Origin of the sequence: Sporosarcina newyorkensis (assembly GCF_900167515.1) — a bacterium.
GTDB lineage: Bacteria > Bacillota > Bacilli > Bacillales_A > Planococcaceae > Sporosarcina > Sporosarcina newyorkensis.
The window spans coordinates 77,039-93,829 of record NZ_FUYJ01000011.1 but is presented as its reverse complement, the minus strand read 5'-3'; the positions used below and the strand labels follow the sequence as shown (position 1 = coordinate 93,829).

12 protein-coding genes, 1 pseudogene and 1 riboswitch are annotated in these 16,791 nt (G+C 39.5%); of the genes and pseudogenes, 12 read left to right on the top strand and 1 reads right to left on the bottom strand.

The window, feature by feature from the left end; genetic code table 11:
• Positions 1 to 153: 153 nt before the first annotated feature.
• The 11 genes and pseudogenes from yycF (at position 154) to B5D59_RS16890 (ending at position 15,582) form a co-directional block, all read left to right on the top strand.
• On the top strand, positions 154 to 864 hold the full coding sequence (gene yycF / locus B5D59_RS16940) for a response regulator YycF (protein ID WP_078818756.1): 711 nt from the start codon (positions 154 to 156) through the stop codon (positions 862 to 864).
• Between the two features lie 6 nt (positions 865 to 870).
• Positions 871 to 2,694 (top strand): annotated as a pseudogene (gene walK, locus B5D59_RS16935) (cell wall metabolism sensor histidine kinase WalK).
• Positions 2,685 to 4,016 (top strand): YycH family regulatory protein, encoded by a 1,332-nt coding sequence (locus B5D59_RS16930; RefSeq protein WP_078818755.1) that lies wholly within the window; start codon positions 2,685 to 2,687, stop codon positions 4,014 to 4,016. The pseudogene walK and the gene B5D59_RS16930 overlap by 10 nt, the downstream one beginning before the upstream one ends.
• The gene (locus tag B5D59_RS16925) at positions 4,003 to 4,815 is read left to right on the top strand and encodes a two-component system regulatory protein YycI (RefSeq protein WP_078818754.1); all 813 of its coding nucleotides are present in this window, start codon (positions 4,003 to 4,005) and stop codon (positions 4,813 to 4,815) included. The genes B5D59_RS16930 and B5D59_RS16925 overlap by 14 nt, the downstream gene beginning before the upstream one ends.
• Before the next feature lie 11 nt (positions 4,816 to 4,826).
• Positions 4,827 to 5,615, top strand: a complete 789-nt coding sequence (locus B5D59_RS16920; protein WP_078818753.1) for an MBL fold metallo-hydrolase — start codon at positions 4,827 to 4,829, stop codon at positions 5,613 to 5,615.
• 117 nt (positions 5,616 to 5,732) lie between these two features.
• Positions 5,733 to 6,986: a S1C family serine protease gene (locus tag B5D59_RS16915; RefSeq protein WP_078818752.1), complete on the top strand. Its 1,254-nt coding sequence runs from the start codon at positions 5,733 to 5,735 to the stop codon at positions 6,984 to 6,986.
• Between the two features lie 401 nt (positions 6,987 to 7,387).
• Entirely contained in the window at positions 7,388 to 7,867 is a 480-nt protein-coding gene (gene rlmH, locus B5D59_RS16910) for a 23S rRNA (pseudouridine(1915)-N(3))-methyltransferase RlmH (RefSeq protein ID WP_078818751.1), read from the top strand.
• A 459-nt stretch (positions 7,868 to 8,326) separates the two neighbouring features.
• Positions 8,327 to 8,437: riboswitch (cyclic di-GMP riboswitch) on the top strand.
• Between the two features lie 201 nt (positions 8,438 to 8,638).
• Complete coding sequence (locus B5D59_RS16905) at positions 8,639 to 10,690, top strand: methyl-accepting chemotaxis protein (RefSeq protein ID WP_078818750.1); 2,052 nt, start codon at positions 8,639 to 8,641, stop codon at positions 10,688 to 10,690.
• A 186-nt stretch (positions 10,691 to 10,876) separates the two neighbouring features.
• The gene (locus B5D59_RS16900) at positions 10,877 to 13,057 is read left to right on the top strand and encodes an amidase family protein (RefSeq protein ID WP_078818749.1); all 2,181 of its coding nucleotides are present in this window, start codon (positions 10,877 to 10,879) and stop codon (positions 13,055 to 13,057) included.
• A 637-nt stretch (positions 13,058 to 13,694) separates the two neighbouring features.
• Entirely contained in the window at positions 13,695 to 14,879 is a 1,185-nt protein-coding gene (gene gltS, locus B5D59_RS16895) for a sodium/glutamate symporter (protein ID WP_009499309.1), read from the top strand.
• Between the two features lie 424 nt (positions 14,880 to 15,303).
• Entirely contained in the window at positions 15,304 to 15,582 is a 279-nt protein-coding gene (locus tag B5D59_RS16890; protein ID WP_009499308.1) for a hypothetical protein, read from the top strand.
• 247 nt (positions 15,583 to 15,829) lie between these two features.
• Here B5D59_RS16890 and B5D59_RS16885 read toward each other — a convergent pair whose 3' ends face one another.
• A complete protein-coding gene (locus tag B5D59_RS16885) occupies positions 15,830 to 16,036 on the bottom strand; it encodes a hypothetical protein (protein WP_009499307.1) in 207 nt (68 codons plus the stop codon).
• A 223-nt stretch (positions 16,037 to 16,259) separates the two neighbouring features.
• On the opposite strand from B5D59_RS16885, the gene B5D59_RS16880 reads away from it, so the two are divergent.
• Positions 16,260 to 16,760 (top strand): YehS family protein, encoded by a 501-nt coding sequence (locus tag B5D59_RS16880; RefSeq protein ID WP_040760247.1) that lies wholly within the window; start codon positions 16,260 to 16,262, stop codon positions 16,758 to 16,760.
• Positions 16,761 to 16,791: the final 31 nt, after the last annotated feature.

Below are 16,791 nucleotides of genomic sequence, written 5' to 3'. Positions count from 1 at the left end.
GTATTTCCCGGGAAATAGCAACATGTGGTAGCTACTTGAAAAAAGTGCGATTTGAGTGTAATCATGATAGAGTTAAAGGATATGGAAAGATTTTTTCTTTGTAGCTAATTGTCTATAAAACCGATTGCCAAATTGGCAGGAAAGGAACAGACCATGCAAAATAAAACAATATTCATAGTAGACGATGAAAAACCCATCGCAGATATAATAGAATTTAATCTGAAAAAGGAGGGCTTTACGGTTTTTTGCGCGTATGACGGAGAAGATGCGATTAACCGCGTGGAAGAAATTCAACCGGATCTTATGCTGCTCGACATCATGCTGCCAAAGCGTGATGGTATGGAAGTATGTCGGGAAGTCCGTAAGAAATATGATTTTCCGATTATTATGCTGACAGCTAAGGATTCAGAGATCGATAAAGTATTAGGACTAGAGCTTGGAGCAGATGATTATGTCACTAAGCCATTTGGTACTCGTGAATTAATTGCGCGTGTAAAAGCGAACTTGCGACGCCATGCGAGAACAATGGAAGAAGACAAGGAAGAAGCGACAAATGATATTACGGTCGGACAGCTTGTCATTCAGCCAGATGCTTATTTTGTACAAAAGCGCGGTGAAACGATTGAACTAACACATCGTGAATTCGAGTTGCTGTTTTACTTGGCAAAGCATATTGGACAGGTGATGACTCGAGAGCACTTATTGCAAACAGTATGGGGCTACGATTATTTTGGGGATGTGCGAACAGTCGATGTCACGATTCGGCGTTTGCGTGAAAAGATTGAAGACACGCCGAGTCATCCAAGCTGGATTGTCACAAGACGTGGCGTAGGTTATTACTTGCGCGACCCGGAACAGGAGTAAGTCACTATGCAGAAAGTTGGCTTCTTCCGGTCGATCCATGTCAAGTTCGTCTTGATCTATGTTTTACTCATTCTCGTGGCGATGCAGATTATCGGGCTTTATTTTGCTACTACGCTAGAAAAAACACTAAAAGAAAACTTTACAAATTCGATTGTAGACCGGATGAATTTGGTAGAGTTCAGTGTGAGGGAAGAAATTACGAAAGAACGGGAAGATGGCGAACCCACGCTCGAACAAGGCTTAAAAAATGTTCTCACTGAGTTTACTTCAGATGATATTAAAGAAATACAAGTCATTAACCCAAAATATCGTATTTTAGCTACTTCTTCATTTGAAAATCAAATGAGAGTCGGACAGCATTCAAATAATGACAGTGTACGGAAGTCCATCACATCTGAAAGTATTAAAGATGTCATCACACTCGATCCTCAATCGCGTAAACGAGTCCTTGCGTTAGCACAACCTATATTCAATGGGAATGAAATTATCGGTTCGCTCTACGTCGAAGCCAATATCGAGACCGTCTTTCAGCAAATCGAACAAATTAATCGAATACTAGCTGGAGGAGCCGCATTTTCGCTTACCATCACGATTATCGTCGGGATTTTCATTGCGCGGACTTTTACTCGTCCCATCTCGGACATGCGGCGACAGGCACAGGCAATGGCGAGCGGAAACTTCATGCGAAAGGTTAAAGTGTACGGAACCGACGAAATGGGTCAGCTGGCAATTGCGTTTAATCATTTGACCAATCTTTTGTAAGAGTCGCAATCAACCACCGAGAGTGAGAGGCGAAAACTAGCCTCTGTTCTGGAAAATATGACGGACGGAGTTATTGCGACCGATCGAAAAGGTCGTGTCAGTTTGATTAATGATTCTGCACTACAGATGCTTAACCTAACGACGGATTTGGTGATTAACCGTCCAATTGCTAGCATTCTGGGCATTGAATCAGAGTATACATTTGAAGAGCTGATTCAAGTAAAAGAGTCGATTCCTCTAGATTTCAGTACGGAAGAGCAATCTTATATTTTACGTGCAACGATTTCTGTGACGCAACGCGAAACAGGCTTCGTCAACGGTTTAATTGTCGTATTGCATGACAATACGGAGCAAGAAAAGATCGACATGGAACGCCGTGAATTCGTTTCAAACGTCTCCCATGAATTACGTACACCGTTGACTACGATGCGCAGTTATTTGGATGCATTGGCTGAAGGGGCATGGAGAAGTGAAGAAATCGCACCGAATTTCCTTCACGTAACACAAAATGAAACAGAGCGGATGATCCGTCTCGTTAACGACCTACTGAAGCTATCTCGAATGGACAGTAAGGAATATGAGCTGAATAAAGAATGGGTAGAATTCAACCGATTCTTCAATGCAGTCATCGAACGTTTTGAGTTCTCCAAGTCACAAAATGTACACTTCACACGCAACCTATATTCAAGCAGTTTATTTGTCGAAATTGACACCGACAAACTAACTCAAGTACTCGACAATATTATTTCCAATGCGTTGAAATATTCACCAGACGGCGGGGAAGTCCGTTTTGGCGTTACAGTTTCCGGTGATCATATTAAAGTTATGATCTCAGACGATGGGATGGGAATCCCCAAGTCGAATGTGAATCGCATTTTCGACCGTTTCTATCGAGCGGACAGAGCACGCTCTCGTGCCCTTGGTGGGACAGGTCTAGGTCTCGCAATTGCAAAAGAAATGATTGTTGCACATAAAGGAAGCATTTGGGCTCAAAGTGAGGAAGGAAAAGGGACAACGATCTTCTTTACATTGCCATTTGAACAACAAGAGGACGGTGAGTGGGATTGAAGTATATTGAAACAATCAAATCCATCATATTACTGTTGCTTGTCCTTCTGAGTGTAATGTTCACCTTCACAATTTGGACGTTCACTCCAAATTATGAACCGATGGAACAATTACAGACGGTTGATATTTCCATTGCCGAAAAGAAGACGATAGATGAGATTATCAAACCGTATAAAGTGATTACTAATTTGAAAGATCAGGTGCTAGGTTCTGTTGATTCTGGCAAGATTAATACGATCCTTTCAGAGATGGGTACTTGGAATTTGACAAACTTGCAGAGAGTGAATCAAGACATGACGAAATTGGATATTTCACAAGTGTTGCGGCAGCCAAGTCAGATGATACTTTACTTCCAAGGCGAAGTCCCAATTCTTGTCTATGATAATGTACTATTGATCGACGATACTAGTATTCCGGAGGATACATTCAATCGACTGGTCATCGACTGGAGTCAATCCACTCAACTGCCGACTGTTCATTTTTTAAGTGAAACAAGTGGCATACATTATCAAGCACAAGTCAGTTTGCCGAATAGATCAAGCTTTCTACGCAATATTGTTGATGTTGGTCAGTCGTTTGCCGAGTATGCTGAAATTGATCGGGGCAACGCACCATTCTTGGCAGTTTCAAAAGATCCAGTCACTATTAAACGGTATACGTATTATCAAGAAGAGGTTAATCCAATTCAATTTCGAAATGCATTATTCAGTGATCCGAGTGCTGTCCGACGCAATCAAACCGATACCAACATAGAAGAGTATGTTGATGACCATCGTGCGCGAATGGACGTCAATACGAAGAATAAAACACTGACCTATGTCATGCCGGTCGCGGAAAGTCAGGAAATTGCAATTCCTTCAGAGCTGCTTGTAAACACAATTGATTTCATCAATGAACATGGTGGTTGGACGGACGACTTTCGCTATGCATATATGAATCCCATTTCCCGCTATGTTAAATTTCAGTTATATGTGGACGGTTTGCCAGTCTATAGTGATCAGTCCGGCACAAATGAGATAATAGAATACTGGGGAGAGTCTCAAATCTACAAATACATTCGGCCGTATTACAAACTTGTCAATTTCGAGACAGTAGATGAAGAACTTCCGTCAGGTTTGGATGTGGTAGAAGCACTCAAAGAGTCTGACGAATTGGACTTTGATTTGATTGATGAAATCTCCACGGGTTATTACTTGATTCATGATGAAAATAGCAGATTGCTCATTTTGCAGCCTTGCTGGTATTATCTGATCAAAGACAACTGGTTCCGCTTTATACCAGACGGCTCTTCTGAAGGAGGTGACCGGGTTGGATTGGAATAGAACCAAAACGATCTTTATCATCGTCTTTTCAATTTTGAATATTTTCTTGTATTCTTTATACGTGAATCGCCAAATGGATGTCGGGGATATGCAGGTCATTGGAAAAACTTCTTTGGAAGAAACGTTGCAGTTAGAAAATATCACCTACAGTCCGATTCCGTTCACTAAAAAGGAAGTCTCTTATTTATCAGCCCATATGGCTACATTTACTGAAGAAGATCTGAAGCAATTAAATAATCAGTCATTTGTACTGATTGATAAAACACGTTTGCTTTCTCATCTGAAAAAGACAGTAAAGGCGAGAGATGGGGATGGCAATTATGAGTTCGATGATTTTCTAGCGAAGTATATTCTCAAAGGTGATAGCTACGCATTGTGGGATGTCGATGAAGAAGAGCAACGTGCTGTATTCTTTCAGCGAGTGAAAAGTGAAACCATCTTCTACAGTCCCAATGCAATGTTGGTTGTTCATTGGGATGACGAAGGGAACATTACGCATTATGAACAGCGTATGCTAGAGGATTTTGTCAGCTTCAATCACAAAAAGGAATTGTTGTCACAGGACGCTGCAGTAGGCTCACTTGTAACGCGTGGCTATTTGAAACCCGATTCTACTGTCGTACAGGTCAAGTCAGGATATTCTATTCTAGTCCAATTGACGGAAACCCAAGTATTTGCACCGACGTGGAACATTCAGGTAAAATTGAAGGATGGAACTATCGAAAACTACTTCATTAATGCAATTGAAGGAAAAGTGATTGAGTTCCAAACCGATCTACTAGAAGAACAGACAGAATAGGAGTTTTCCACATGCGTTTTAGCATTTTAGCGAGTGGCAGTACAGGCAACTCGCTTTATATAGAGACGGACGAGCATGCTTTTCTCGTGGATGCCGGGATGAGCGGTAAGAAAATCGAAGGCTTGCTCGGCTCGATCAATCGCTCCATGAAAGAAATAGATGCTATTTTTGTCACACATGAACATAGCGATCATATTAAAGGAATTGGTGTTCTCGCGAGGAAATACAAAACCCCCATTTATGCTAACGCAAAGACATGGTCAGCGATGGACGGTCTTGTTGGAGAGATTCCATTGGATCAACGTTTTCATTTCGACATGGAGACAGTGAAAACATTCGGGTCGTTGGATATTCAATCATTTGCCGTGTCTCACGATGCAGCAGATCCCATGTTTTACACATTCAATGAAGGGGATCGAAAGCTAGCTGTTATCACCGATACAGGATATGTCAGCGATCGTATGAAGGGTCATATCGCAGGAGCTGACAGTTTCGTCTTTGAAAGCAATCATGATGTAAGCATGCTGCAAATGGGGCGTTATCCATGGTCTATTAAACGTCGAATCCTGAGTGATGTCGGCCACGTGTCGAATGAAGATGCAGCTGTCGCGATGAGTGAAGTCGTAGCTCAAAAAGAGACGCATATTTATTTAGCACACCTTAGTTTAGATAATAATATGAAAGACTTGGCGCGCATGAGCGTGGCACAGACATTGGAGAGTTGCGGTATTCGTGCAGGCGAATATGTCCACTTACGCGATACAGACGCAGCAGAATCTACAGAGCTTGTACTTGTCTGAAAAAATGCGAAAAGCCTTGCTTTAATTAGTAAGGCTTTTTTGCATTTTCAATGATAGATTGGGGTAAAGTACATGTATGATATGTAATGAGAACGTTTGGATGAGGAGGAAATGCGAATGGATGATGAAAGAAGAGGGATAGATGGAGAAAGAGAGCTAGAAAGAGAAGAAACATCATGGCAGCCAATCCCGCCTGCCGAAACGAAACAAGAGAAAAAACGTAGAAGTGGTTTTTGGATGGGCCTGCTTGGTGGAATAATAGGTGGACTGATCGTTTGGTTGGTCGTAATGTTTGCATCTGATTCAACAACAAATGAAGTACAAGTAAATAAACCTTCTAATTTAACAGAGACACAACACAGCCAAGTTCCTATGGATATTTCAACAGAGATTACGGACGTAGTAGATGACGTAGCTTCGGCTGTTGTTGGTATTACCAACATCCAGACAGTTCAAGATTTCTGGTCGGCAAGGACTTCTGTCCAGGAAGCTGGGTCAGGCTCAGGCGTTTTGTACAAAAAAGATGGAGACAAAGCATATATCGTCACCAATCATCACGTCGTGGAAAATTCAGAGCAATTGGAAGTCAGCTTTGACGACGGAACTAAAGTAGAAGGAAAGCTGATCGGCAGCGACTTATGGACGGATCTAGCTGTAGTTGAAATTGATTCGAAACATGTAGATACGGTAGTGGAATTCGGTGATTCCGATGCGCTAAAACGCGGCGAGTCGGTCATCGCCATAGGTAACCCACTTGGACTAGGATTCGCAGGGTCTGTCACAGTCGGTGTCATTTCAGGGAAAGATCGTTCGATTCCAATGGATCTGAATAAAGATGGAATCATCGATTGGCAAGCAGATGTATTGCAGACAGATGCTGCAATCAATCCGGGGAACTCAGGTGGTGCACTGATTAATATGGCAGGTCAGCTGATCGGCATTAACTCCATGAAAATTTCACAGGAGACAGTAGAAGGAATCGGATTAGCAATTCCGATTAATATTGCATTACCGATCATTGAACATCTTGAGGAGACAGGGCAAGTGAATCGACCGACAATGGGTGTTTCCTTACTCGATCTTCAGCAAATTCCAAGTCAACAGCAGCAACAGACCTTGAATTTACCCGAGGATGTGACGGAAGGCGTGGTCGTAACAGAAATCATGCCGAATTCCCCAGCACTTGCGGCAGGCGTTAAAAAGTATGATACAATTGTTCAATTGGATGAGGAGAAAGTGACGGATATGGTCGCGCTTCGTAAATATTTATACAATAAAAAAGAAATTGGCGATCAACTGAAATTGAAAGTGTATCGTGATGGAAAACCAGTGGAGTTAGAGATGGTCTTGAAGGATGGCAACACATTCTAAGACTATCCACAACCTGAACAAATTACAATCCACATCAGGCATCGAGCAGAAACGTGCTACGGTGCCTGATTTTTTATGGAGTTATCCAATTGTGGATAAAATCTAAATAATGTGTATAGTATTGTGTAAAAGAAAATAAGTATATACTAGTAGAAAAGCTGGTTAGTGTAAGGTATAAAGCCTTGGCATTCATGGTTTTTGAAATTTTCTATTTTACTGGTAGACATGAAAGTTTTCATTATGAGAATAAAACTATAAAAGGTTATCCACAGAACAAGATAAGAATAGTTAGTGAATTTTACATGTAGTAGGGAACAAATAGTCGGGCACAATATGTAGAATGTGCTGTGGATATGTGTATAAGTATTGTGTATAACTTTTGGAGAGCGAGTGGATAAGTTGTGAATATAACAATTGTGACCGTGGGTAAGTTAAAGGAGAAGTATTTGAAGCAAGGAATTGAAGAGTATACAAAGCGGCTGAAAAGCTATGCCAAAATGCAATTAATTGAAGTGGCGGATGAAAAAGCACCCGAAACTTTGAGTGAAGCGGATATGGAAATTGTTAAAAAGAAAGAGGCAGATCGGATCTTGGCGAAGATTGCTCCGGATGCTTATGTAATTGCTTTGGCGATTGATGGAAAGATGAAAACTTCGGAAGAATTTGCTGCGAGTATAGAATCGCTAATGACATATGGGAAAAGTAAGATCGTGTTTGTAATTGGCGGTTCGCTTGGATTGCATATGAGCGTGTTGCAACGGGCGAATGAGAAGTTATCTTTTTCAAAAATGACGTTTCCACATCAGTTAATGAAACTTGTGCTGGTCGAGCAGGTTTATCGGGGGTTTCGGATTATTAAGGGAGAGCCATATCATAAGTAAAGGCGGTTATCGATAAAATAAGACGAGACTCGGTCAGTGACAGACACTAGACATAAATGAATTCAAAGAGAACCATAAGAAAAGTGCTTCCATTGAAGTAGAAAATGCGAAGCTTTAATAGTTTTCAAGGTCTATTTCGAAGCTGGAGATAGGCCTTTTAGGCGTTTCAGAGCAATCGAGATTAGTTAATATTGTAACTAATAGTAGGCGGGTGAGTGATAGTATCAGCATAATACCGGATAAAGTCCCAAAATTAATTAATTACTAATTTGAAATCATATTTTTGACTTCATATTTATAAAACTATATACACAGTGAAAAAAACATCCCTTTTCATCAGTTTTGAATTATTCACATGATTCTTTTATCACATAATAAAAGTTGTTTCCGGTCAAAAAGTCTTGAATTTAATGGAGTTACGTGAGATTATAAGGGAGCATAATTTTAAACTAAAACTATAGAAGTTAAAGGCAAACTGATCTGAAAGGGCAGGACGCAAAGCTTAGGGTCTAAAGTTTAGGGATTATTTAAAAGTCCTGCAATCTAAACAATGATCGCCTGGTTACCAAGTTTATGGATTAATATATTCCTTTGGCTATTCTATATTATATAGAATAGCTTTTTTAGTGTTTAAAATTACCTGGCATGAGTTTGGCGTCAAGATATAGTTAGAAAGGATTAAGAGATTCTTTAAGTTATCAATTTAGAAGCTTTGCAGTTGTTGGTAACTTACGCTTTGATTCACTATCATAAACAGAAAGAAGTGTAAAAATGAATAAGAAAAGAATTTCGTTCAAAGCGAAGTTATTGGTTTTTTCATTATTACTATCACTAGTACCAATTATTTTTATTGGAGTTTTAGTTAATAAAACAGTTAGCGAAAAAACCGAGAATGATTATATCAGTTTCAGCGAGAAAGAAATTAAACAGGTGGACAATGGCATTTCTCTATACTTTGAAACGATTAGAGAAAATGTCAATTTATTAGCTAATGACAATTCCGTTTTAAATGCCGATTCAAGTATTACTTCATATAAAGATATAGCGGGAGATGCCTCTATTGATATGACCCCTTCAGAAAATGGGGATAAAGAGAAAGCCATTTTTAATTTGTTTTCTCAATTTAGTATTAATCACCCTAAAGCTTCTTATGTTTATATGGGCACATCGGATGGAGGTTATGTCCAATATCCTGAGGGACCAGTGTCAGCAGGTTTTGATCCTAGAGACCGTCCTTGGTATAGCACAGCTATTGAAGAACCAGGTGAAGTAAAATTAACAAGCGCCTATGAGGCAACTGGTATAGAAGGAATTATAGTAAGTAATGTAGTGTCGATTGAAAAAAATGGAAAACAAACAGGTGTGTTAGGTTTAGATGTAAGTTTGGAAGGCTTAACAGATATTATCAAGGAAATTAGTATAGGCGATAATGGTTATGTAATTCTCGCGCAAGAAGATGGAACAATTCTTGCACATCCAAAAGATCCTGAATTGAACTTCCAACCAGTGTCTAAACTAAACATACCTTCTTTAAAAGATCTAAGCAAAGATGGCTCATTTGAAGCTGAACTAGATGGAGAAGACTATGTATTAAACACAATCACTTCAGAAATTGATGGCTGGAAGTATATTGCTGTTATAAAGAAGGATGAAATTTTAAGTACCGCTACTTTTATTCGCTCAATGCTTTTTCTTATAGGCGGTATTTTTGCGATTCTTGCTGTAATCGCATCTATTGTTATGAGTTTACGGATAACGAAGAGAATTAAAAGTATTAGTGATTTGTCTTTAGCGATGTCAAATGGTGATTTGACTCAACAAGTCAAGGTGAAGGTGAAAGATGAAATCGGGGATATGGGCGAAAATTTCAATACCATGTCTAACAGTTTAAAAGAAACAATAAAAAAAATTGCACATGAATCCCAACAATTATCTGCGACATCTGAGGAGCTGGCAGCCTCTTCAATCGAAAATCAAACAGCTTCCAATGAAATATCCGAATCAATTCAATTTGTTGCTACTGGAACAGATGAACAGGATGCTGCTATGAAAAATGCGGTAGGTATTATCAATGAAGTGTATAAGCATGTTGATGACGTGACAGTGAGCATGGACAATGTAAGTAATTCCATACATTATTCGACAGAAACTGCTATACAGGGCAGTGATGTCGTTGAGCAAACTGTAAATCAAATGGTTGAAATTGATAAAAACGTGAGTTCTTCCGCTGAGAAAATTAGCATGTTAAATGAAAAATCAAATGAAATTAGACAAATCAGCTTTATCATTCAATCAATTTCAGAGCAAACGAATTTATTAGCTTTGAATGCTGCAATTGAAGCTGCAAGAGCTGGCGAACATGGAAAAGGATTTGCAGTAGTGGCAGATGAAGTTCGAAAACTCGCAGAGCAATCCAGTAATTCAGCATTGCAAATCAATGAAATTATTCAAGATATTGAAGATGGCATTGAAGATTCGATGGGTCTAGTAAATCTAGGGGTAAGCTCGGCAAAAGAAGGAATGAAACTCGTGAATGAAAGCGGGAAAGCGTTTGGAGAAATTAAGGACTCCATTCTCGCTGGTACAACAAAAATATCCGAGGTTAACATAGCAATGGAAAACATGAAGAATCATATAGCTGAAGTGGTAGTTCACATAGAGGACGTTTCAAAAACGAGTATTGAAGTAAATAATTATTCTCAAAACGTCGCAGCATCCTCCGAAGAAATGAGTGCCTCAATGGAGGAGGTTTCATCGGTTTCTCATGAGTTAGCTAGGATGTCAAATGAATTGGAAGTAGCCATCCAGGAATTTAAACTGTAAAAGTATAATTTCTATCTAAACAATAACCAAAAGAATGTGTTAGATATCCTAACATTTTGACCCATTATATTTAACTTTGTTTATGATATACAGAAATGTTGTATAAAATGACCTCTGAATATTGTTATATAACTTTCAGGGTGAAAATTTTATAGTTAATTTGTTTTAGAATAGGGAGGAAACATTATGTTTAACATATTAAATCGAGTTAGAACCTTGATAGCTCTTATGGTAGTAGTAGCCGTGCTTCCATTGGCAAGTGTCTCTGCGGAAGAAACTGAATTTAATCCATTTGAAAAAAGTATTAGCGAAATTTCCGATGCTTTAGATAACAACCAAATTAAATCTGAGCAGTTGGTTAAGTATTATCTAGAACGTATAGAAGCATATGACAAGCAAGGTCCTGCGATTAATTCGTTCACTAATATTAATGAAGAAGCTATAGAGATTGCAAAGCAATTAGATGCAGAGAGACAAAGTAAAGGCAAAAGAAGTGTACTTCATGGTATTCCAATCGTTGTAAAAGATAACTTTGACGTCAAAGGCATGCCGACAACGGCTGGCTCTGTTGCACTAAAGGATGCTTATCCCGTAAAAGATGCTTTTGCTATTCGGAAACTTAAGGATGCAGGAGCCATTATCATTGGAAAAACAAATATGTCAGAGTTTGCAGCATCTTATGGTAGATTAGGATATAGCTCTTTGGGCGGTTTAACCTTGAATCCTTACAACCTTAAACGTGATGCTTCTGGTTCTAGCAGCGGAACTGCCGCGGCAATCACAGCAAACTTTGGTGTATTTGGATTAGGTACTGATACGTCTGGATCGGTCAGAGGACCATCTCATGTTACGGGACTTGTCGCTATCAGACCGACATTAGGTTTAATAAGCCGTGGCGGAATCGTTCCGTCCTCGTTAAATTTCGATACTGCTGGTCCAATGGCTAGATCTGTAGAAGATGTAGCGATTGCATTGAGTTTTATGGCTGGAGTCGATGATAAAGATGACCAAACCTTATCTGCAAAGGGACATATAGTTGAAGACTATAGTAAGTCCTTAGACAATACTGCTTTACAAAATGCAAGAATTGGAGTAGCTGTTGACTTTTTTGGAGACAACGCTGAGGTGGATACAATTACTAATAAATCCTTGAAGAAAATGGAGGAAATAGGGACGGAACTTATTCCGGTATCTTTCTCAGAGACGACACAATATCTTTGGACACCAATTATTGGGCCAATTAATGAAGCTAATTTTAAGTCTCAGTTGGAAGAGTATCTAAAACAGTTCCCTGAAAGTCAGCCGAAAACACTAGAAGAAATAATTAAAATTAGTGAATCACCAGAGATTTTGAATTCAGCAACGCCAGTAAATCCAGCAGGTTTGGAAGGTCTAAAAACGAATTTAAAACAAGCGGCGTTTAAAGACACACCAGAGTACAATGATTTAGTAACAAAAGAGATATCTAAAGTACGTGATGAAGTACAATCAATAATGGAAAAAGAAAATTTGGATGCCATTGTTTTTCCAACAATGTCATGTCCTGCATCACCAAGATTCGATAAGGAAGACCCGACATATTTATGTGATGCCTATGACACGTATGCCGCAAGTTATGTAGCGTCTGCTACAGGATTCCCTGAGATTACTGTTCCTGCCGGTGCTACTGGTGAAGAACTGCCTGTTGGGATCTCTTTCATGGGGTTGGCATTTAGTGAACAGTCTCTATTAGATATAGCTTATTCTTTTGAACAAGCAACCAATGCTAGAACGCTGCCTAAAACAACGCCTAATTTCGAAATGAATGCAGATGAAAAGCCAGCATTTAAAGATGTAAGTTCATATGTCGATGAAATTATGTATTTGACAGACAAAGGAATAATTAATGGTTATCCAGATGGAACATTTAAACCAAATGAGTCAATTACACGTTTACATGCTATACGATTGATTTTGAAAGAAAAGGGAATTGTCGACTATTCAGATGTTACTAACCCAGGATTTGTTGATGTTTCACCTGGTGATTATGGATACGAGGAGATTGCTAAGGCTGTTGAATTGGGTATCGTCAACGGAAAAGTTAATTCCCAAGGTGAAAAGTATTTCGACCCTACCGGAAAATTAAGCCGCTCGCAAGCGGCTGCAATCTTAGTGTTAGCTTATGATTTAAAAGGCACTCACCCAACCGATTTTAAGGATGTTCCCAAGGGGAATTGGGCTCACAACTATATTTCTGCGTTGGTAGCAAATAATATTACAACGGGTTATTCCAACGGTAAATTTAAGCCTAATATTAATATATCACGTCAACATTTCGCGGCATTTATGGCCCGATACCTAGATGATCAATTTAAGCCCACGAAGTAAAGGCCGATAGAGGCCTTTCTTCAATTTAGATAAAGGTTACACAAAAATTATAGAAAAGATTTAGGCTTCTCATAAGCAGTCAGAGCTTATGAGAAGCCTTTTGTATGTGTAGAATTACGGTCATGTTAAAAAGCTTTGGTTACTATAAACAAATTACAGGTAAATATGTTATGGCGAAGCTTATCATAAATAAGGCAATTCATAGAGAGGACCACCTGAAACGTTGACATGACAATGACTTAGGTGGTTTTGTCTTTTATATTATGTAAATTATCAAGTCAAGTCGTACAATGCTGAAGCAAAAGAAAAGTATAGCGATGGCTAATTGAACAAAAGATTAAAAAATATCATTTTTTTAGAAATACATATCGAAAAATGTCGGATTTTGTAGGATTCAATAGGTTTACCGTAAAATATCGACATAACTCTATTTTCTAGGTATGAAAGCGTTTACCAAGGAGAGAGGGAAACGGAATCATGCCGTGATTAGCCGGCTACATTCATTCGGCACGTAAGTAAAAAAAGACAAACTTTAACATAGGCTTGGTTAACCCGGCTCTTGATAAATCGGTTGAACGGTTCGGCTGAGGGAACTTATCAATGAAGCGGTAAAGGCTTTTTAGAAAGGTGAAGATATATGATTGAACTCAACCAGATTACAACACTGTTCCTTGCAGTAGCTCTCTATTTGCTTGGAATGGCACTTGTCAGCCGGGTCGGATTCCTTAACCGGTTCCTGATCCCGGCGCCTGTCATCGGCGGTTTGATATTCGCCACTTTAGCGCTCGTGTTGAAAACTACGGGGATTGTCGAGATTACATTGGATACATCGCTACAGTCGTTGTTCATGATCGCCTTCTTTACGACGGTCGGCCTTGGAGCAAGCTTCAAGCTCATCAAACTGGGCGGAAAGCTCTTAGTCATCTATTTGCTCTTGTGCGGCGTCACGGTGTTCTTGCAGAACGTCATCGGTGTTTCGTTTGCTCAATTGTTTGGAATTGATCCACTATTGGGTGTCATGGCCGGAGCAGTTTCGATGAACGGAGGACATGGCGGTGCTGCGGCCTACGGACAGACGATTGAGAACTTGGGCGTTTCCTCAGCCTTGACGATTGGAATGGCTGCCGCCACACTTGGCCTAATTTGTGGTAGCCTTACCGGCGGTCCGGTTGCGCGGTACCTGATTAAAAAACATGACTTAAAGCCATCAGCGGGTAAAATAGAAGAATATGTAGAAAATGATGAGAGGCCGATTCAAGAGTGGTCGTTCATGGTGCAAGTTGCCCTTCTCACGTTCTCCATGGCAGTGGGAACGTATCTTGGGGATTTGTTTACAAATGTGACCGGCTTCGTCCTGCCGTCCTATATCGGGGCGATGTTCGTAGCGGTTATTGTTCGGAATCTTACTGACCGCTTTGTAAAGGGTACGGTGAACATGAAGGAAATCAACTTAATCGGGGACGTTTCGCTTGCAATCTTCCTCTCGATGGCACTGATGAGCATCAAGCTGTGGGAAGTTGCAGATCTCGCACTACCGCTCATCGGCATTATACTCATCCAGGTTATCGTTATCGTCCTATATGCCGTCTTTGTGATGTTCCGAATGCTTGGCAAGGACTACGATGCGGCTGTTATGATCTCCGGATTCTTAGGTCACGGGCTGGGTGCAACACCGAACGCAATGGCGAACATGTCCGCAACCGTGAGCAAGTATGGTCCTTCTCGCACGGCATTCCTGGTCGTGCCAATTGTCGGTGCATTCCTTATTGATGTTGTATTTAGCGCGCCGATCATTATCACAACCATTAACTTGTTCAAGTGAGTTATTGGAATGACTGTTTCCAGATTAACTATCTCTAATTTAATAAAAAAAGCTTCTAGCCCTTGTCTATCGGCTGGAAGTTTTTTTGTATAGGAAAGGATGAGGAAGATAAAGTTTTCATCCAGAAATGAGAATCCTTATGTTAATGTTTTTTATATTTACTAAGTCCACTTCTTGCTCACCTGTTAAGACAAGCTTATTTGTTGGCATATGTATTATCTCCTTCTAAATATTCTAAATATTTATTGGGAAAGTCGTATTTACATTAGCAACGGAGAACCTTATTATAAATAAATGTTATAAAAGGAAATGCCACGTAATTATATCTACTGTCATTAATCCCTGACCACGCATAGTTCCAGGTTTTTTTACAATACTAAGCATGCCGTAAAATATCTTATTTGCAGGAGGGAAAGAATCGTAAATGGCTAAGAATTCAAAACAAAGTTGGAAAAAGGATCATCCAGGCACTTTTTTAAGCAATTCTGTTCAGAAGGCTGATCGTTCGGTGAAGCAGGCGATGTCGCATCCTGAGGAGATAGCTGTGGAGCATGCTTTTAATTCGATAGCACGAACAGAAAAGGCATTAACGAAGGCAGAGCAATATGATGAGCGTATGGATTCCGTTCAACAAAACAAAGAACAGTTAGACATGATGAAGAAACAGTTGAACGAAGCACAAGAGATTGTAGAAGACCAATAAACGAAGACAATCCCCCCTCTAGGTTTTGTTAGCCTTTTGGGGTGATTTCTTCATGACCGTCAAATAACGAAAAACTTATCCTGACATTAAATTCCATAAAATATTCGTTGATATTTTTCAATTGAATTTAGAAATGTATTACATAGCTTTTAATGGAGTGGTAGTAACTCTATCAGCTGTTCTAAATGGAAATAAAACGCGAGATAAATAGGTAAGCCTTATTTTCAGGCATAAGACCGGAAGCATTTCATTTTCCAATCGTCTTCTTGAAGACCCTCGGATTCTCCACATAGCTCCCGAGCACCCAACCACAATCCGTACAGATGAGATGGATCAGCTTATGACCTATTCCCATCTTTTTATAAGTTGTCACGCTTGCGTATCCGCTTTGAACTCCTTTTCCGATCGCCGATCCTCCGCATTGCGTGCAAGCTTTTACATTTGTAGGCTGCATTTATTCTCCTCCTCTCCTGTATACGAATCATTTCCTTTAAAAGATTCGAGCGCTTCTTTCTATAAATGTCTGTGTGGAATCGGAATTCTCATATTTCAAATGTATTAATAATGTAAAAATGAGTTGAATAATATAGAGAAAAAAGAAAAGGGTTAATTGAGACAATGAAATGCAAATAGTACTATACTTAGAACAACAGCTAAAACAGGAAAGGTGTTAGGTGATCCTATTGAATAATAACGATATACTTACTCGATTAAGATATGCATTGGATATAAAAGACACAGCGATGGTAGAGATTTTTGAGTTGGGTGGTATGGAAACGACGAAAGAAGAAGTTCAGAAAATGTTGTCGAAGTCAAAAGAAGATGAAGCGCAAGAAAATGAGTACGTTAAAGAAGTCAATAATACTATGTTGGAGTCCTTTTTAAATGGATTTGTGAGCCTGAAAAGAGGAGTGCAGGATGTTAAGCCGGAGAACGAGCAAAACCAATTCTTAATGACTGACCGAAACGTGAATAATATCCTGCTCAAGAAGATGAAAATTGCACTTTCGCTCACGAGTGAAGATATGTTGGAGATCTTACAGGATGCAGGGGTTAATTTATCAAAAAGTGAATTGAGTGCAGTTCTCAGAAAAGAAGGACACCGAAATTATAAGGAATGTGGCGATCGATACGCTAGAAATTTCTTAAAAGGTTTGGCGCTAAGATATAGAGAATAGGAGTAGTAAATTGCTTGTCTGATTAAAAAAG